The 16,348-nt window shown below is 67.3% G+C and carries 26 protein-coding genes and 1 pseudogene; 26 read left to right on the top strand and 1 reads right to left on the bottom strand.

Annotation, left to right across the window (positions count from 1 at the left end; genetic code table 11):
- Positions 1 to 6 precede the first annotated feature (6 nt).
- From rplV to truA, 26 genes and pseudogenes are all read left to right on the top strand, one after another.
- Positions 7 to 354 carry a 50S ribosomal protein L22 gene (gene rplV / locus M8H82_RS04085; RefSeq protein ID WP_003974262.1) on the top strand — a complete coding sequence of 116 codons (348 nt, stop codon included), beginning with the start codon at positions 7 to 9 and terminating at the stop codon, positions 352 to 354.
- Positions 354 to 1,181 carry a 30S ribosomal protein S3 gene (rpsC, locus tag M8H82_RS04090; protein ID WP_250070974.1) on the top strand — a complete coding sequence of 276 codons (828 nt, stop codon included), beginning with the start codon at positions 354 to 356 and terminating at the stop codon, positions 1,179 to 1,181. Before rplV ends, rpsC begins: the two co-directional genes overlap by 1 nt.
- 5 nt (positions 1,182 to 1,186) lie before the next feature.
- Entirely contained in the window at positions 1,187 to 1,606 is a 420-nt protein-coding gene (gene rplP / locus M8H82_RS04095; protein ID WP_004927269.1) for a 50S ribosomal protein L16, read from the top strand.
- Entirely contained in the window at positions 1,606 to 1,830 is a 225-nt protein-coding gene (rpmC, locus tag M8H82_RS04100) for a 50S ribosomal protein L29 (RefSeq protein WP_030221001.1), read from the top strand. Before rplP ends, rpmC begins: the two co-directional genes overlap by 1 nt.
- Positions 1,827 to 2,114: a 30S ribosomal protein S17 gene (rpsQ, locus tag M8H82_RS04105; protein WP_020941675.1), complete on the top strand. Its 288-nt coding sequence runs from the start codon at positions 1,827 to 1,829 to the stop codon at positions 2,112 to 2,114. Before rpmC ends, rpsQ begins: the two co-directional genes overlap by 4 nt.
- Positions 2,115 to 2,213: 99 nt before the next feature.
- On the top strand, positions 2,214 to 2,582 hold the full coding sequence (rplN, locus tag M8H82_RS04110; protein WP_003998823.1) for a 50S ribosomal protein L14: 369 nt from the start codon (positions 2,214 to 2,216) through the stop codon (positions 2,580 to 2,582).
- Positions 2,583 to 2,584: 2 nt separating this feature from the next.
- Positions 2,585 to 2,908, top strand: a complete 324-nt coding sequence (rplX, locus tag M8H82_RS04115; RefSeq protein ID WP_053674523.1) for a 50S ribosomal protein L24 — start codon at positions 2,585 to 2,587, stop codon at positions 2,906 to 2,908.
- Complete coding sequence (rplE, locus tag M8H82_RS04120; protein WP_250070976.1) at positions 2,908 to 3,465, top strand: 50S ribosomal protein L5; 558 nt, start codon at positions 2,908 to 2,910, stop codon at positions 3,463 to 3,465. Before rplX ends, rplE begins: the two co-directional genes overlap by 1 nt.
- Positions 3,466 to 3,470: 5 nt before the next feature.
- On the top strand, positions 3,471 to 3,656 hold the full coding sequence (locus M8H82_RS04125; protein WP_003948630.1) for a type Z 30S ribosomal protein S14: 186 nt from the start codon (positions 3,471 to 3,473) through the stop codon (positions 3,654 to 3,656).
- Positions 3,657 to 3,869: 213 nt separating this feature from the next.
- Positions 3,870 to 4,268, top strand: coding sequence for a 30S ribosomal protein S8 (gene rpsH / locus M8H82_RS04130; protein WP_015658459.1), 399 nt, complete (start codon positions 3,870 to 3,872; stop codon positions 4,266 to 4,268).
- Between the two features lie 24 nt (positions 4,269 to 4,292).
- A complete protein-coding gene (gene rplF, locus M8H82_RS04135) occupies positions 4,293 to 4,832 on the top strand; it encodes a 50S ribosomal protein L6 (RefSeq protein ID WP_099969705.1) in 540 nt (179 codons plus the stop codon).
- 3 nt (positions 4,833 to 4,835) lie between these two features.
- The gene (gene rplR, locus M8H82_RS04140) at positions 4,836 to 5,219 is read left to right on the top strand and encodes a 50S ribosomal protein L18 (protein ID WP_067018998.1); all 384 of its coding nucleotides are present in this window, start codon (positions 4,836 to 4,838) and stop codon (positions 5,217 to 5,219) included.
- 38 nt (positions 5,220 to 5,257) lie between these two features.
- Positions 5,258 to 5,866, top strand: a complete 609-nt coding sequence (rpsE, locus tag M8H82_RS04145; protein ID WP_007384078.1) for a 30S ribosomal protein S5 — start codon at positions 5,258 to 5,260, stop codon at positions 5,864 to 5,866.
- Positions 5,866 to 6,048 carry a 50S ribosomal protein L30 gene (gene rpmD / locus M8H82_RS04150; protein ID WP_053846785.1) on the top strand — a complete coding sequence of 61 codons (183 nt, stop codon included), beginning with the start codon at positions 5,866 to 5,868 and terminating at the stop codon, positions 6,046 to 6,048. Before rpsE ends, rpmD begins: the two co-directional genes overlap by 1 nt.
- A 2-nt stretch (positions 6,049 to 6,050) precedes the next feature.
- Entirely contained in the window at positions 6,051 to 6,506 is a 456-nt protein-coding gene (gene rplO / locus M8H82_RS04155) for a 50S ribosomal protein L15 (RefSeq protein ID WP_053846784.1), read from the top strand.
- A gap of 233 nt (positions 6,507 to 6,739) precedes the next feature.
- Positions 6,740 to 8,053, top strand: coding sequence for a preprotein translocase subunit SecY (gene secY, locus M8H82_RS04160; RefSeq protein ID WP_250070977.1), 1,314 nt, complete (start codon positions 6,740 to 6,742; stop codon positions 8,051 to 8,053).
- Positions 8,053 to 8,715, top strand: coding sequence for an adenylate kinase (locus M8H82_RS04165; protein WP_250070979.1), 663 nt, complete (start codon positions 8,053 to 8,055; stop codon positions 8,713 to 8,715). Before secY ends, M8H82_RS04165 begins: the two co-directional genes overlap by 1 nt.
- Before the next feature lie 147 nt (positions 8,716 to 8,862).
- Positions 8,863 to 9,699, top strand: a complete 837-nt coding sequence (gene map, locus M8H82_RS04170) for a type I methionyl aminopeptidase (protein WP_250070981.1) — start codon at positions 8,863 to 8,865, stop codon at positions 9,697 to 9,699.
- 105 nt (positions 9,700 to 9,804) lie between these two features.
- Positions 9,805 to 9,963, top strand: a pseudogene (locus tag M8H82_RS04175) (type I methionyl aminopeptidase); the annotation flags it as partial.
- A gap of 199 nt (positions 9,964 to 10,162) precedes the next feature.
- On the top strand, positions 10,163 to 10,384 hold the full coding sequence (gene infA, locus M8H82_RS04180) for a translation initiation factor IF-1 (RefSeq protein WP_003948620.1): 222 nt from the start codon (positions 10,163 to 10,165) through the stop codon (positions 10,382 to 10,384).
- 59 nt (positions 10,385 to 10,443) lie between these two features.
- Positions 10,444 to 10,557, top strand: a complete 114-nt coding sequence (rpmJ, locus tag M8H82_RS04185; RefSeq protein ID WP_003974245.1) for a 50S ribosomal protein L36 — start codon at positions 10,444 to 10,446, stop codon at positions 10,555 to 10,557.
- A gap of 193 nt (positions 10,558 to 10,750) precedes the next feature.
- Positions 10,751 to 11,131: a 30S ribosomal protein S13 gene (rpsM, locus tag M8H82_RS04190; protein WP_250070983.1), complete on the top strand. Its 381-nt coding sequence runs from the start codon at positions 10,751 to 10,753 to the stop codon at positions 11,129 to 11,131.
- 66 nt (positions 11,132 to 11,197) lie between these two features.
- Complete coding sequence (gene rpsK, locus M8H82_RS04195; RefSeq protein ID WP_003956432.1) at positions 11,198 to 11,602, top strand: 30S ribosomal protein S11; 405 nt, start codon at positions 11,198 to 11,200, stop codon at positions 11,600 to 11,602.
- Between the two features lie 127 nt (positions 11,603 to 11,729).
- Complete coding sequence (locus M8H82_RS04200; RefSeq protein ID WP_003966937.1) at positions 11,730 to 12,752, top strand: DNA-directed RNA polymerase subunit alpha; 1,023 nt, start codon at positions 11,730 to 11,732, stop codon at positions 12,750 to 12,752.
- Between the two features lie 84 nt (positions 12,753 to 12,836).
- Positions 12,837 to 13,346, top strand: coding sequence for a 50S ribosomal protein L17 (gene rplQ / locus M8H82_RS04205; RefSeq protein ID WP_250070985.1), 510 nt, complete (start codon positions 12,837 to 12,839; stop codon positions 13,344 to 13,346).
- A 138-nt stretch (positions 13,347 to 13,484) separates the two neighbouring features.
- Positions 13,485 to 14,327 (top strand): tRNA pseudouridine(38-40) synthase TruA, encoded by an 843-nt coding sequence (truA, locus tag M8H82_RS04210; RefSeq protein WP_250070986.1) that lies wholly within the window; start codon positions 13,485 to 13,487, stop codon positions 14,325 to 14,327.
- Positions 14,328 to 14,383: 56 nt separating this feature from the next.
- Here the strand turns inward: truA and M8H82_RS04215 are convergent, their stop codons facing one another.
- Positions 14,384 to 16,189 carry a hypothetical protein gene (locus M8H82_RS04215; RefSeq protein WP_250070988.1) on the bottom strand — a complete coding sequence of 602 codons (1,806 nt, stop codon included), beginning with the start codon at positions 16,187 to 16,189 and terminating at the stop codon, positions 14,384 to 14,386.
- Positions 16,190 to 16,348: the final 159 nt, after the last annotated feature.

Consider the following 16,348-nt stretch of genomic DNA (forward strand, 5'->3'; position numbering starts at 1 on the left):
ACAACCATGGAAGCCAGGGCCCAGGCGCGGTACATCCGCGTCACGCCCATGAAGGCCCGCCGAGTGGTGGACCTGATCCGTGGCATGGACGCCACGGAGGCTCAGGCTGTTCTGCGATTCGCTCCGCAGGCAGCCTCAGTGCCCGTCGGCAAGGTGCTGGACAGCGCCATCGCCAACGCCGCGCACAACTACGACCACACCGACGCCGACAGCCTCTTCATCTCCGAGGCGTACGTCGACGAGGGTCCGACCCTGAAGCGGTTCCGGCCGCGCGCCCAGGGCCGTGCCTACCGGATCCGCAAGCGGACCAGCCACATCACCGTGGTCGTCAGCAGCAAGGAAGGAACCCGGTAATGGGCCAGAAGGTAAACCCGCATGGGTTCCGGCTCGGCATCACCACGGACTTCAAGTCCCGCTGGTACGCCGACAAGCTGTACAAGGACTACGTCAAGGAAGACGTCGCCATCCGTCGGATGATGACGTCCGGCATGGAGCGCGCCGGCATCTCCAAGGTGGAGATCGAGCGCACCCGTGACCGCGTCCGCGTCGACATCCACACCGCGCGTCCGGGCATCGTCATCGGCCGCCGTGGCGCCGAGGCCGACCGCATCCGCGGTGACCTCGAGAAGCTCACGGGCAAGCAGGTCCAGCTGAACATCCTCGAGGTCAAGAACCCCGAGACGGACGCTCAGCTGGTTGCTCAGGCCGTCGCCGAGCAGCTCTCCTCCCGCGTCTCCTTCCGCCGCGCCATGCGTAAGAGCATGCAGTCGGCGATGAAGGCCGGCGCCAAGGGCATCAAGATCCAGTGCGGTGGCCGCCTCGGTGGCGCCGAGATGTCCCGCTCGGAGTTCTACCGCGAGGGCCGCGTGCCCCTGCACACGCTCCGCGCGAACGTGGACTACGGCTTCTTCGAGGCCAAGACGACCTTCGGCCGCATCGGTGTGAAGGTCTGGATCTACAAGGGCGATGTCAAGAACATCGCCGAGGTCCGCGCCGAGAACGCTGCCGCCCGTGCGGGTAACCGCCCGGCTCGCGGTGGCGGCGGCTCCGACCGCCCGGCCCGTGGTGGCCGTGGTGGCGAGCGGCGCGGTCGCAAGCCGCAGCAGGCTGCCGGTGCCGAGGCCCCCAAGGCCGAGGCTCCCGCCGCCGCTCCGGCTGAGAGCACCGGAACGGAGGCCTGACCGTCATGCTGATCCCCCGTAGGGTCAAGCACCGCAAGCAGCACCACCCGAAGCGCCGTGGTCAGGCCAAGGGCGGTACGACGGTCGCGTTCGGCGAGTACGGCATCCAGGCCCTCACGCCGGCGTACGTGACCAACCGCCAGATCGAGGCGGCCCGTATCGCGATGACCCGCCACATCAAGCGTGGCGGCAAGGTCTGGATCAACATCTACCCGGACCGCCCGCTCACGAAGAAGCCTGCCGAGACCCGCATGGGTTCCGGTAAGGGTTCTCCCGAGTGGTGGATCGCGAACGTGCACCCGGGACGGGTCATGTTCGAGCTGTCCTACCCCAACGAGAAGATCGCCCGTGAGGCCCTGACTCGCGCAGCCCACAAGCTGCCGATGAAGTGCCGGATCGTCAAGCGCGAGGCAGGTGAAGCGTGATGTCGGCCGGTACCAAGGCGTCCGAGCTGCGCGAACTGGGTGACGAGGAGCTTCTGGGGAAGCTCCGCGAAGCCAAGGAAGAGCTGTTCAACCTCCGCTTCCAGGCGGCGACGGGTCAGCTCGAGAACCACGGTCGGCTCAAGGCCGTCCGTAAGGACATCGCGCGGATCTACACCCTGATGCGCGAGCGTGAGCTGGGCATCGAAACGGTGGAGAACGCATGAGCGAGAACAACGTGACTGAGCAGAACACCGAGGCCCGTGGCTTCCGCAAGACCCGTGAGGGTCTCGTCGTCAGCGACAAGATGGACAAGACCGTCGTCGTCGCCGTCGAGGACCGTGTGAAGCACGCGCTGTACGGCAAGGTCATCCGCCGTACGAACAAGCTCAAGGCCCACGACGAGCAGAACGCCGCGGGCGTCGGCGACCGCGTCCTCCTCATGGAGACGCGTCCGCTGTCCGCGACGAAGCGCTGGCGCGTCGTCGAGATCCTCGAGAAGGCCAAGTAATTCCTGCGGGCAGACCCGCAGGACAGTTCCGCCAGGCTCGGCAGGGGCTTTCGTAACTGAAGCCCCTGCCGGGAACCGGCAGACAAACAGGAGATAGACGTGATCCAGCAGGAGTCGCGACTGCGCGTCGCCGACAACACTGGTGCGAAGGAAATCCTTTGCATCCGTGTGCTCGGTGGCTCCGGTCGCCGCTACGCGGGCATCGGTGACGTCATTGTCGCCACCGTCAAGGACGCGATCCCCGGTGGCAACGTGAAGAAGGGTGACGTCGTCAAGGCGGTCATCGTTCGCACCGTCAAGGAGCGCCGCCGTCCGGACGGCTCGTACATCCGCTTCGACGAGAACGCCGCCGTCATTCTGAAGAACGACGGCGACCCTCGCGGCACCCGTATCTTCGGCCCGGTCGGCCGTGAGCTGCGCGAGAAGAAGTTCATGAAGATCATCTCGCTCGCGCCGGAGGTGCTGTAAGCATGAAGATCAAGAAGGGCGACCTGGTCCAGGTCATCACCGGCAAGGACAAGGGCAAGCAGGGCAAGGTCATTGCCGCTTACCCGCGCGACGAGCGCGTCCTGGTCGAGGGTGTCAACCGGGTCAAGAAGCACACCAAGGCCGGTCCGACCGCTCGCGGTTCGCAGGCCGGCGGCATCGTCACGACCGAGGCGCCGATCCACGTCTCCAACGTCCAGCTGGTCGTTGAGAAGGACGGCAACAAGGTTGTCACGCGTGTCGGTTACCGCTTCGACGATGAGGGCAACAAGATCCGCGTTGCCAAGCGGACGGGTGAGGACATCTGATGGCTACCACCACCACTCCGCGTCTGAAGACGAAGTACCGCGAGGAGATCGCGGGCAAGCTGCGTGAAGAGTTCAAGTACGAGAACGTCATGCAGATTCCCGGCCTCGTCAAGATCGTGGTCAACATGGGTGTGGGCGACGCCGCCCGCGACTCCAAGCTGATCGAGGGCGCCATCCGCGACCTCACCACGATCACCGGTCAGAAGCCGGCCGTCACCAAGGCCCGCAAGTCCATCGCGCAGTTCAAGCTGCGCGAGGGTCAGCCGATCGGTGCCCACGTCACGCTCCGTGGCGACCGCATGTGGGAGTTCTTGGACCGCACCCTGTCGCTCGCGCTGCCGCGCATCCGCGACTTCCGTGGTCTGTCCCCCAAGCAGTTCGACGGTCGTGGCAACTACACCTTCGGTCTCACGGAGCAGGTCATGTTCCACGAGATCGACCAGGACAAGATCGACCGCGTCCGGGGTATGGACATCACCGTGGTCACCACGGCGACCAACGACGCTGAGGGCCGCGCGCTCCTTCGTCACCTCGGCTTCCCCTTCAAGGAGGCGTGAGCGAGATGGCGAAGAAGGCTCTGATCGCAAAGGCTGCTCGCAAGCCCAAGTTCGGCGTGCGTGGCTACACGCGCTGCCAGCGCTGCGGCCGTCCCCACTCCGTGTACCGCAAGTTCGGCCTGTGCCGCGTGTGCCTTCGTGAGATGGCTCACCGTGGCGAGCTGCCGGGCGTGACCAAGAGCTCCTGGTAGTCCCTGCTTTTAGGGATTCCGGAGTCTCTCGGTAAGCACTGGGCGTGTCAGGCGCCCTCCCCTTCATGGCTTAGGCTTGGAGGGTTGGGCGCCTGATGGTCGCCCGTACGACTTACTACGCCGTAGGTCCACCGCACCGCACCCGCCTCGTCTCGGATCGAGGAGAGGGATGGGCAACTGGAAACCCCGGCGAGAGAGGCCGAAGGCCAATTCATGACCATGACTGATCCGATCGCAGACATGCTTACGCGTCTGCGGAACGCGAACTCGGCGTACCACGACACCGTGGCGATGCCGCACTCGAAGATCAAGTCGCACATCGCGGAGATCCTCCAGCAGGAGGGCTTCATCACGGGCTGGAAGGTCGAGGACGCCGAGGTCGGCAAGAACCTCGTTCTCGAGCTGAAGTTCGGCCCGAACCGTGAGCGCTCCATCGCGGGCATCAAGCGGATCTCCAAGCCCGGTCTCCGGGTGTACGCGAAGTCCACCAACCTGCCCAAGGTGCTGGGTGGCCTCGGCGTGGCGATCATCTCCACGTCCCACGGGCTCCTCACCGACAAGCAGGCCGGCAAGAAGGGCGTAGGCGGAGAAGTCCTCGCCTACGTCTGGTAGCGGAAGGGAACGGAGGAAACAGCTATGTCGCGCATTGGCAAGCTCCCCATCACGGTTCCCGCCGGCGTGGACGTCACCATCGACGGCCAGACGGTTTCGGTCAAGGGCCCCAAGGGCTCGCTGACCCACACCGTCGTGGCGCCGATCGAGATCGCCAAGGGTGAGGACGGCGTTCTGAACGTCACCCGCCCCAACGACGAGCGTCAGAGCAAGGCCCTGCACGGCCTGTCCCGCACGCTGGTGGCGAACATGATCACCGGCGTGACCCAGGGTTACGTGAAGAAGCTCGAGATCAGCGGTGTCGGTTACCGCGTGACCGCCAAGGGCTCGAACCTCGAGTTCGCGCTCGGCTACAGCCACCCGATCACCGTCGAGGCGCCCGAGGGAATCACCTTCAAGGTGGAGACCCCGACCCGCTTCCAGGTCGAGGGCATCGACAAGCAGAAGGTCGGCGAGGTTGCGGCCAACATCCGCAAGCTGCGCAAGCCCGACCCGTACAAGGCCAAGGGTGTCAAGTACGAGGGCGAAGTCATCCGCCGCAAGGTCGGAAAGGCGGGTAAGTAAGCCATGGCATACGGACAGAAGATCCTGAAGGGCGACGCCTACAAGCGCGCCGCGATCAAGCGCCGTCACATCCGGATCCGCAAGCGGATCGCCGGTACGGCGGAGCGTCCCCGTCTGGTCGTTACCCGCTCGAACCGCCACATCGTGGCCCAGGTGATCGACGACATCAAGGGTCACACCCTGGCGTCGGCGTCCACTCTGGACACCTCGGTCCGCGGTGGCGAGGGCGACAAGTCGGCCCAGGCCAAGCAGGTCGGCGCCCTGGTCGCCGAGCGTGCCAAGGCCGCCGGCGTCGAGGCTGTCGTATTCGACCGTGGTGGCAATCAGTACGCCGGGCGCATTGCCGCCCTGGCGGACGCCGCCCGCGAAGCCGGCTTGAAGTTCTGAGCCGTTCGTAGCTAGCGGAAAAGAGAGAGGTAAATCCAATGGCTGGACCCCAGCGCCGCGGTGGCGGTGCCGGTGGCGGCGAGCGGCGGGACCGGAAGGGCCGTGACGGCGGCGCAGCTGCCGCCGAGAAGACCGCGTACGTTGAGCGCGTTGTCGCGATCAACCGCGTCGCCAAGGTTGTGAAGGGTGGTCGTCGCTTCAGCTTCACTGCGCTCGTCGTAGTGGGCGACGGTGACGGCACCGTGGGTGTCGGTTACGGCAAGGCCAAGGAGGTGCCGGCCGCCATCGCCAAGGGTGTGGAGGAGGCCAAGAAGCACTTCTTCAAGGTCCCCCGTATCCAGGGCACCATCCCGCACCCGATCACGGGTGAGAAGGCTGCGGGCGTCGTCCTGCTCAAGCCGGCTTCCCCCGGTACCGGCGTTATCGCCGGTGGTCCGGTGCGTGCCGTGCTCGAGTGCGCCGGCGTGCACGACATCCTGTCGAAGTCGCTCGGCTCGTCGAACGCGATCAACATCGTGCACGCCACCGTGGCGGCCCTGAAGGGCCTGCAGCGTCCCGAGGAGATCGCGGCCCGCCGTGGTCTGCCCCTCGAGGACGTCGCTCCCGCGGCTCTGCTGCGTGCGCGTGCCGGGGCTGGTGCTGCGTAATGGCTCAGCTCAGGATCACGCAGACGAAGTCGTACATCGGCAGCAAGCAGAACCACCGTGACACCCTGCGCTCCCTTGGTCTCAAGGGGATCAACACGCAGGTCGTCAAGGAGGACCGCCCCGAGTTCCGCGGCATGGTGCACACCGTCCGCCACCTCGTGACGGTCGAGGAGGTCGACTGATCATGGCGGAAAACAACCCGCTGAAGATCCACAACCTCCGTCCGGCTCCCGGCGCCAAGACCGCCAAGACCCGTGTGGGTCGTGGTGAGGCGTCGAAGGGTAAGACGGCCGGTCGTGGTACCAAGGGCACCAAGGCCCGTTACCAGGTTCCGGAGCGCTTCGAGGGTGGGCAGATGCCCCTCCACATGCGCCTCCCGAAGCTCAAGGGCTTCAAGAACCCGTTCAAGACCGAGTACCAGGTCGTGAACCTCGACAAGCTGGCCTCGCTCTACCCCGAGGGTGGCGAGGTCACCGTCGAGGGTCTGGTGGCCAAGGGTGCCGTTCGCAAGAACAGCCTCGTCAAGGTCCTCGGCCAGGGCGAGATCTCCGTGGCGCTGCAGGTGACGGTCGACGCCGTCTCCGGCTCCGCCAAGGAGAAGATCACCGCCGCCGGCGGTACCGTCACCGAGCTCGTCTGAACGCAACAGGCGTCTCGATGACTTGAGCGATCCCGACCGGGGATACCCCACAAATGGGGTATCCCCGGTTGGTCGTTCCTAGGGTGGCAGTCTCGCGGGTAAGGTGGCCTGCACTGCCATCTTTTACCGCGTGCTCACATGCGGCACTCTGAGCGGCAGTTGACCGTTACCTAATCGTCGAACCTCAAGACCGTCACCCTTGACGCAGTAGCGCGGGGGTCGCAGGAGGCACCGTGCTCACCGCGTTCGCCCGGGCGTTCAAGACGCCCGACCTGCGCAAGAAGCTGCTCTTCACGCTCGGCATCATCGTGATCTACCGGATCGGTACGCATGTCCCGATCCCCGGCGTCGATTACACGTCCGTCCAGCAATGCGTGGACGAGGCGTCCGGCAACCAGGGCCTGTTCGGCCTGGTCAACATGTTCAGTGGCGGCGCGCTGCTGCAGATCACGGTCTTCGCGCTGGGCATCATGCCGTACATCACGGCGAGCATCATTCTGCAGCTGCTGACCGTGGTGATCCCGCGACTGGAGGCCCTGAAGAAGGAGGGCCAGGCCGGTACGGCGAAGATCACGCAGTACACCCGTTATCTGACGGTGGCGCTCGCCATCCTCCAGGGCACCGGCCTCGTCGCCACCGCCCGCAGCGGCGCCCTCTTCTCCGGCTGCACGGTCGCCGGCCAGATCGTCCCGGACCGCTCGATCTTCGTGACCGTCACCATGGTCATCACGATGACCGCCGGTACGGCCATGGTCATGTGGCTCGGTGAGCTGATCACCGACCGCGGCATCGGCAACGGCATGTCGATCCTGATGTTCATCTCGATCGCCGCCACCTTCCCGTCCGCGCTGTGGGCCATCAAGACCCAGGGCAGCCTGGCCGACGGCTGGATCGAGTTCGGCACCGTCATGCTCGTCGGGTTCGTCATGGTCGGCCTCGTCGTCTTCGTCGAGCAGGCCCAGCGGCGGGTCCCGGTGCAGTACGCGAAGCGCATGATCGGGCGCCGTTCCTACGGTGGTACGTCCACGTACATCCCGCTGAAGGTGAACCAGGCGGGTGTGATTCCCGTCATCTTCGCCTCGTCGCTGCTCTACATCCCGGCACTGATCGCGCAGTTCTCGAGCGGTACTTCGGGCTGGAAATCCTGGATCGAAGCGAATCTCGTCACAGGCGACCATCCGATTTACATCACTGTGTACTTCTTGCTCATCGTTTTCTTTGCGTTCTTCTATGTGGCGATCTCCTTCAACCCCGAGGAAGTCGCCGACAACATGAAGAAGTATGGTGGCTTCATCCCGGGCATCCGGGCTGGCCGACCGACCGCTGAGTACCTGAGCTACGTGCTCAACCGGATCACTTGGCCGGGTTCGCTGTATCTGGGTCTGATCGCTCTCGTCCCGACGATTGCGTTGGCCGGTTTCGGCGCCAACCAGAACTTCCCGTTCGGTGGCACCAGCATCCTGATCATCGTGGGTGTCGGTCTCGAGACCGTGAAGCAGATCGAGAGCCAGCTCCAGCAGCGCAATTACGAAGGGTTCCTCCGCTGATGCGAATCGTCCTCGTCGGGCCGCCGGGCGCCGGTAAGGGAACGCAAGCCACGCGCCTTGCCGAGAAGCTGAACATCCCGCACATCTCCACGGGCGACCTGTTCCGCGCCAACATCAGCCGGCAGACGGAGCTCGGGAAGCTTGCGAAGTCCTACATGGACGCGGGCAATCTCGTGCCGGACGAGGTCACGATCGCGATGGCCAAGGACCGCATGGAGCAGCCGGACGCCGAGGGTGGGTTCCTGCTGGACGGCTTCCCGCGCAATGTGTCCCAGGCCGAGGCGCTGGACGAGCTGCTGACGACCGAGGGCATCACGCTGGACGCGGTGCTGGACCTGGAGGCCCCGGAGGAGGAGGTCGTCAAGCGGATCGCCGGCCGGCGCATCTGCCGCAACGACTCCGCGCACGTCTTCCACGTCTCGTACAAGAAGTCGGCCAAGGAAGGCGTCTGCGACGTCTGCGGCGGCGAGCTGTACCAGCGGGACGACGACTCCGAGGCGACCGTCCGGACGCGGCTGGAGGTCTACCACACGCAGACCGAGCCGATCATCGACTACTACAAGGCGCAGGGCCTGGTCGTGACGATCGAGGCCATGGGTCAGGTGGACGAGGTCACGGGCCGGGCGCTGGCCGCGCTGAAGCGCGAGGGTGCCTCGCAGTAGGTCCTTGTACGTGCGGCAGCCGCGGTTCCCTTGTCGGGGGGCCGCGGCTGCTGCGTGGGCGGGCCCGCTCCGGCGGCACGAGTGCCCGCGGCCGCCCGTATGGTTGAGGTAGTCCCCTTCGCCGGTCCCAGAAAGGCCCCCGCCGCCATGGTGCAGATCAAGACCCCCGAGCAGATCGCCAAGATGCGTGAGGCGGGACTGGTCGTCGCGGCCATTCATGCGGCGACCCGGGAGGCCGCGGTGCCCGGGGCCAGTACCAAGGATCTGGACGAGGTCGCGCGCAAGGTGCTGGCCGAGCACGGGGCCAAGTCGAACTTCCTCGGCTACGGCGGCTTCCCGGCGACCATCTGCACCTCCGTGAACGAGGTCGTCGTCCACGGCATCCCGTCCGACGAGGTCGTCCTCAAGGACGGAGACGTCATCTCCATCGACTGCGGCGCGATCGTGGACGGCTGGCACGGGGACGCCGCGTACACGGCCTTCGTGGGGTCCGGCCACGCTCCGGAGCTGATCGAGCTCTCCCGGGTGACCGAGGAGTCGATGTGGGCCGGGATCGCGGCGATGAAGCCGGGCAACCGGCTCGTCGACATCTCCAAGGCCATCGAGACCTACATCCGCCGCCAGCCCAAGGTCGGCGGCGGCCGCTACGGGATCATCGAGGACTACGGCGGCCACGGCATCGGCACCGAGATGCACATGGACCCGCACCTGCTGAACTACGTCGAGCGCCGGCGCGGCAAGGGCCCGAAGCTGGTACCGGGCTTCTGCCTGGCCATCGAGCCGATGGTGTCCCTCGGCACCCCGAAGACCGAGGTCCTCGAGGACGACTGGACGGTCATCACCACGGACGGCACCTGGTCCTCGCACTGGGAGCACTCCGTCGCGCTGACGGAGGAGGGGCCGCTGGTTCTGACGGCTCCGGACGGCGGCAAGGCGAAGCTGGCGGAGTACGGCATCACGGCCGCGCCGGATCCGCTGGCCTGAGGACGGGCCGAGCCGGTGCCCGCCGGTCGGAGGCCGGCGCAGCCGCTCGAAGCTTGTGAGGCGCCCCGGGCGCCGAGCCCGCGAGAGTGGCGTCGGGGATCGGTCGACTGGACGGTCATCACCACGGTCGGCACCTGGTCCTCGCACTGGGAGCACTCCGTCGCGCTGACGGAGGAGGGGCCGCTGGTTCTGACGGCCCCGGACGGGGGCAAGGCGAAGCCGGCGGAGTACGGCATCACGGCCGCGCCGGATCCGCCGGCCTGAGTGCCTCGGCGGGGGCGCGGCGCGCATCCGGGCCGCGTCCTGGTTCGTCGGTGCTTAATGATCTGGCCCGTGGGGCAGACTTTCCCGATTCGTGTTTCCGGGTGCGCTGTCGTAGACTGACTCGTCGGCTCTTGTGTACCCGCATGTCTGCATGCGCTCGCACTGAGTCGATCAAGGTAGTCGATTCGAAGGGCGAAGCGTGGCCAAGAAGCAAGGTGCCATCGAGATCGAGGGCACTGTCGTCGAGTCTCTTCCGAACGCCATGTTCAAGGTCGAGCTCCAGAACGGCCACCAGGTCCTGGCACACATCAGCGGCAAGATGCGTATGCACTACATCCGCATCCTCCCTGACGACCGGGTCGTGGTGGAGCTCTCTCCGTACGACCTGACGCGTGGCCGGATCGTCTACCGCTACAAGTAGATCTTGCCCGCGCTCCGTTTCGGCGGGGTGATGGCACTGACCCGGAGAACCTCAATCCCATGAAGGTCAAGCCGAGCGTCAAGAAGATCTGCGACAAGTGCAGGGTGATCCGCCGTCACGGTCGGGTCATGGTCATCTGCGACAACCCGCGCCACAAGCAGCGCCAGGGCTGACGCACGACCTTTCCCTCTGCACTTCTTTCGCAGAGACTTCGCGCGACGCAAGCTGAATTTGTTCATACGCAGAACCCAGGCGAGCGATCGTCTGACACCCCCGGTTCGGAGGCCGGGGACCCAGTTCGTACCTGGTACGGCGGCTGGGAATCGGTTCTGCGGAAGACCTCCGAAGATCACCAGGAGCCATTGAATGGCACGCGTTTCCGGTGTTGACATCCCGCGCGACAAGCGCGTGGAGGTTGCCCTCACCTACGTGTTCGGCATCGGTCGGACCCTCTCCCAGGCGACGCTGGCTGCGACCGGCGTCGACCCGAACACCCGCGTTCGCGACCTCTCCGAGGAGCAGCTCGTCGCGATTCGTGAGTACGTCGACAACAACATCAAGACCGAGGGTGACCTCCGCCGCGAGGTCCAGGCCGACATCCGCCGCAAGGTCGAGATCGGCTGCTACCAGGGTCTGCGCCACCGCCGTGGCCTGCCCGTCCGCGGTCAGCGCACCAGCACCAACGCCCGCACCCGCAAGGGCCCGCGTCGCGCCATCGCCGGCAAGAAGAAGCCGGGCAAGAAGTAGTCCTCAGCGGACTTCGCAGTCCAGCGGTCTTCGCTGTAGGACCGACCACCTCCCGTAGGAGTACAGATGCCCCCCAAGGGTCGTCAGGGCGCTGCCAAGAAGGTGCGCCGCAAGGAAAAGAAGAACGTCGCTCACGGCCACGCGCACATCAAGAGCACGTTCAACAACACGATCGTCTCGATCACGGACCCCTCGGGCAACGTGATCTCCTGGGCCTCCGCCGGCCACGTCGGCTTCAAGGGCTCCCGGAAGTCCACGCCGTTCGCCGCGCAGATGGCCGCCGAGTCGGCTGCCCGTCGCGCCCAGGAGCACGGCATGCGCAAGGTCGACGTGTTCGTCAAGGGCCCGGGTTCCGGTCGTGAGACCGCCATCCGTTCGCTCCAGGCGACCGGTCTCGAGGTCGGCTCCATTCAGGACGTCACCCCGACCCCGCACAACGGCTGCCGTCCGCCGAAGCGCCGCCGCGTCTGACGCGTCGCGCCCTTCGCGGGCTGGGTTTCCGGGCGGTACGGCTCCTTCGAGTCGTATCGCCCGTACCCTTGTCACATATCAGGGCGTCAAATAGCGGGCGCCCCTGACAGAAGGATCTGATCCACACATGCTGATCGCTCAGCGTCCCTCGTTGACCGAAGAGGTCGTCGACGAATTCCGCTCCCGGTTCGTGATCGAGCCGCTGGAGCCGGGCTTCGGTTACACCCTCGGCAACTCCCTCCGCCGGACCCTCCTGTCCTCCATCCCCGGCGCGGCTGTCACCAGCATCCGCATCGACGGCGTGCTGCACGAGTTCACCACCGTGCCGGGCGTCAAGGAGGACGTCACCGACCTGATCCTCAACATCAAGCAGCTGGTCGTCTCCTCGGAGCACGACGAGCCGGTCGTGATGTACCTGCGCAAGCAGGGCCCGGGTCTGGTCACCGCCGCCGACATCGCGCCCCCGGCCGGTGTCGAGGTGCACAACCCCGACCTCGTCCTCGCCACGCTCAACGGCAAGGGCAAGCTGGAGATGGAGCTGACGGTCGAGCGCGGCCGCGGTTACGTCTCCGCCGTGCAGAACAAGCAGGTGGGCCAGGAGATCGGCCGTATCCCGGTCGACTCCATCTACTCGCCGGTGCTCAAGGTCACGTACAAGGTCGAGGCGACCCGTGTCGAGCAGCGCACCGACTTCGACAAGCTGATCGTCGACGTCGAGACCAAGCAGGCGATGCGTCCGCGTGACGCCATGGCCTCCGCCGGTAAGACCCTGGTCGAGCTGTTCGGTCTCGCCCGCGAGCTGAACATCGACGCCGAGGGCATCGACATGGGCCCGTCCCCCACGGACGCCGCCCTTGCCGCTGATCTGGCGCTGCCGATCGAGGAGCTGGAGCTCACGGTCCGCTCCTACAACTGCCTGAAGCGCGAGGGCATCCACTCCGTGGGTGAGCTCGTGGCGCGCTCCGAGGCCGACCTGCTGGACATCCGCAACTTCGGTGCGAAGTCCATCGACGAGGTCAAGGCGAAGCTGGCCGGCATGGGCCTGGCCCTGAAGGACAGCCCGCCCGGATTCGACCCCACGGCCGCTGCCGACGCCTTCGGCGCCGACGACGACGCGGACGCGGGTTTCGTGGAGACCGAGCAGTACTGATCGGTCGTTGCCGGTGAGCACCCGCTCACCGGGTTCCTGACCCCGGTACCTGATACGGCCGGGGCAGACACACAGGAGAAAGAAATGCCGAAGCCCACCAAGGGTGCCCGTCTGGGCGGCAGCGCCGCGCACGAGAAGCTGCTCCTCGCGAACCTGGCGAAGAGCCTCTTCGAGCACGGCCGCATCACCACCACCGAGGCGAAGGCCCGTCGCCTGCGCCCGTACGCCGAGCGTCTGGTCACCAAGGCGAAGAAGGGTGACCTTCACAACCGCCGTCAGGTGCTCCAGGTGATCACGGACAAGAGCATCGTGCACACGCTCTTCACCGAGATCGGCCCGCGCTACGAGAACCGCCCGGGTGGCTACACCCGTATCACCAAGATCGGTAACCGCCGTGGCGACAACGCGCCCATGGCTGTCATCGAGCTGGTCGAGGCGCTGACCGTGGCGCAGGAGGCGACCGGCGAGGCCGAGGCCGCGACGAAGCGTGCCGCCAAGGACGCGGAGACGCCGGCTGCTGAGCCGACCAAGGCTGACGTGACCAAGGCCGATGAGGCCGAGGAGACGCCCGCCGAGGAGTCCAAGGACGCGTAAGCGTCTGCCGGGGACTGTTCGTCGGCGGGTGCGGCTTCGTCGTGGCTCGTCGCGCAGTTCCCCGCGCCCCTGAGGGCGTTGCGGGTCCGTTCCTTTCGAGGGGCGGGCCCGCTTTTGTGTTGCTGAGAGGATCTCTGTGTGAGTGACGACGTACAGCCCGGGTTCGTGCGGGTGCGGCTTGACCTGTCCTACGACGGGACCGAATTCTCCGGTTGGGCCAAGCAGGCCGGGGGGCGGCGGACCGTGCAGGGGGAGGTCGAAGCCGCGCTGCGGACCGTGACGCGGTCCCGGGAGACGTACGACCTGACCGTGGCCGGGCGGACGGACGCCGGGGTGCATGCGCGGGGACAGGTGGCGCATGTGGATCTGCCCGCCGAGCTGTGGGAGGAGCACCGGGAGAAGCTGGTCAAGCGGCTCGCGGGGCGGCTGCCCAAGGATGTGCGGGTGTGGGCACTGACCGAGGCTCCGGGGGGGTTCAACGCGCGGTTCGCCGCGCTGTGGCGGCGGTACATCTACCGGGTCGCCGACCGGCCGGGCGGGGTGGATCCGCTGCTGCGCAGTCATGTGCTCTGGCACGACTGGGACTTGGACGTGGCCGTGATGGACGCCGCCGCCAAGTCCCTCGTCGGCGAGCACGACTTCGCCGCCTACGCGAAGAAGCGCGAGGGCGCCTCGACGGTCCGGGAAATCTTCGACTTCGAGGTGCGGCGGACCGCCGACGGGGTCGTCGAGATCGAGGTCCGGGCCGACGCCTTCTGCCACAACCAAGTGCGGTCCATGGTGGGCGCGTTGCTGTTCGTCGGCGACGGGCACCGCGGGGTGGAGTGGCCGCGGAAGGTGCTTGACGCCCGGCTGCGGGACAGTGCCGTACATGTCGTACGGCCGCACGGGCTGACCCTGGAAGAGGTCGCCTACCCGGCCGCCGATCAGCTCGCCGAGCGGCAGCGGCAGGCCCGGCGGGTGCGCGGGCAGGTGCACTGAAAAGGGGCCCCGCACCTGGCGGGGCCCCCTTTCAGCGGGCGTCGGTCCTGCGGGCGTCAGTCCTGTGCGCGGGTGCGCTTGCGCAGGCGCATCGCGGCCCAGCCGAGACCGACCAGGGCCGCGGCCGACCCGGCCAGGGTGCCGATGCCCGCGGCGCCGGTCAGGGCGAGGCTGCCCGAGTCGCCCTGGGTGTCGGTGCCGCCGGAGCCGCCGGTGCTGCCGGAGCCGCCGGTCGTGGCGTCGGACGTGCCGGACGGGCTCGGGGACGGGGACGCGGTCGCGCTCTCCTCGGTCACCTCGACGGTGAAGCGGATCCCGGCGTCGCCGGCCTTCGCGAGGACGTTGTAGGTGCCCGGCTCCTGGCCGGCGACCAGTTCGGTGGCCGTGGCCTCGCCGTCGGCGTCGGTGGTGACGCTCACGGACTGCTCGCCGTCGAACGTCGGGGCCTCGTCGGTGTTGCTCTCGACGCTGAACTTCACCTCGGTGTCGGCCGCGGGGGCGCCGTCCTTGGTCACCTTGACGGCCAGCGGCTCGGCGAAGGCCTCACCGGGGCCCGCCTGCTGGTCGTCGCCGCCCGTGATCTCGACGGCGTGGCTCAGTTCCCCGACATGGGCGGTGAACGTCGTGGAGGCGTCACCGGAGGTCGCGCGGACCGTGAAGGCGCCCTCCTTCTCCTCGGTGATGATGTGGGGGGACTGGGCGCGTCCCTGGGCGTCCGTGTACACCTCGGCCGGGGTGGAGTCGTCCCACCGCACACCGAGGCCGTTCGGATCCTCCAGGGTGTAGGTCACCTTCTGGTCGGGCAGCGGCTCGCCGTCCTTGTCGTGGGCCACGACGACCATCGGGTCGGAGATGTCGGACGGATCGATGGTCTGGCCGTCACCGGACTCGCGGGTCAGCTCGGACACCACGGGGATGCCCTTGGGGTCCTTCCACTGGAAGACCACGCGGCCGTCGCCGCCGCGGGAGTTGGAGCCACCCTGGCCGACGCCGGAGAGGTCGGGCGTGTTGTCGTCGAGCGGATCGTGCACCCAGAACGGGTCGTCCTTCGCCGGCGGGTAGGACGTGTTGCTGCTCACCAGGCGTACGTCGGAGGTGCGCTCGGCGTCGACGTAACTGGAGCCGCCACCGCCGCTGCCGGCGTCACCCTTCGCCTCCCGGGCGCCGCCGCCACCGCCGCCCGCGTACCCCGCGCCGCCACCGCCCGCCTTGGCGCCGCCGTCACCACCGGCACCGCCCTGCGCGTGATCGGCGCCTGGCTTGCCGCCCTCGGTGCCGGCTGCGCCGCCCTGGCCGCCCTTCGCGCCCTTGCCGCCGAAGTCGCCGCCGCCGGCGTCGCCGCCGTCGGGAGCGCCACCGTCTCCACCGCTGCCCAGGTCATGGGTGCCGTACCCGCCGCCGCCACCGCCGGCGGCGATGAACAGAGCGGTGCCATCCGCGGCGCGGACCGCGGTGCTCGCGCCGCCGTTGCCGCTGAAATTGCCCTCGCCGGCCTTGCCGCCGAGCGCGTCGCCGTAGAGCTTGCCTCCGACGCGCAGACCACCGACCTTGACGGTCAGGTGCTCACCGGGGGTGACGTCCAGCGTGCCCCCCACGTACGCGGCGTTGCCCCCGCCGGCGAACGGGTTGCCGTCGCCGCCCATGCCCCAGCCGCGGAAGTCCAACTCCTCGATCCCCGCCGGGACCTGGAAGTCCACGGCGGCGCCCGAGTGGTCGAAGATCTTGCAGTGGGTGAAGCCCTCGGTCGGCTTGCACGGTGCGGTTCCGGCCGCGGCGGCCGGGAAGGCTCCCCCGACTCCCAGCCCCGCCACGAGCAGTGCGGCCGCAGCGGTGAAGCGCAGGCCGACTGAACCCCTGTTCATGAACCCTCCGGTGTCATACGTACACAGCCCCCCCAGGGGCCTGCGAAGTGTGGTGGTGAGGCGGCGAGATTCCCCTGTCTCGTCCAGGCCCTTGAAAAATGAAGGTAGGACCGAAAGCATCAACCTCACGTGTTCTACTGTGAGTTTACTGTCACACTG

Source organism: Streptomyces sp. YS415 (genome assembly GCF_023544665.1).
In the GTDB taxonomy this organism is placed as follows: domain Bacteria; phylum Actinomycetota; class Actinomycetes; order Streptomycetales; family Streptomycetaceae; genus Streptomyces.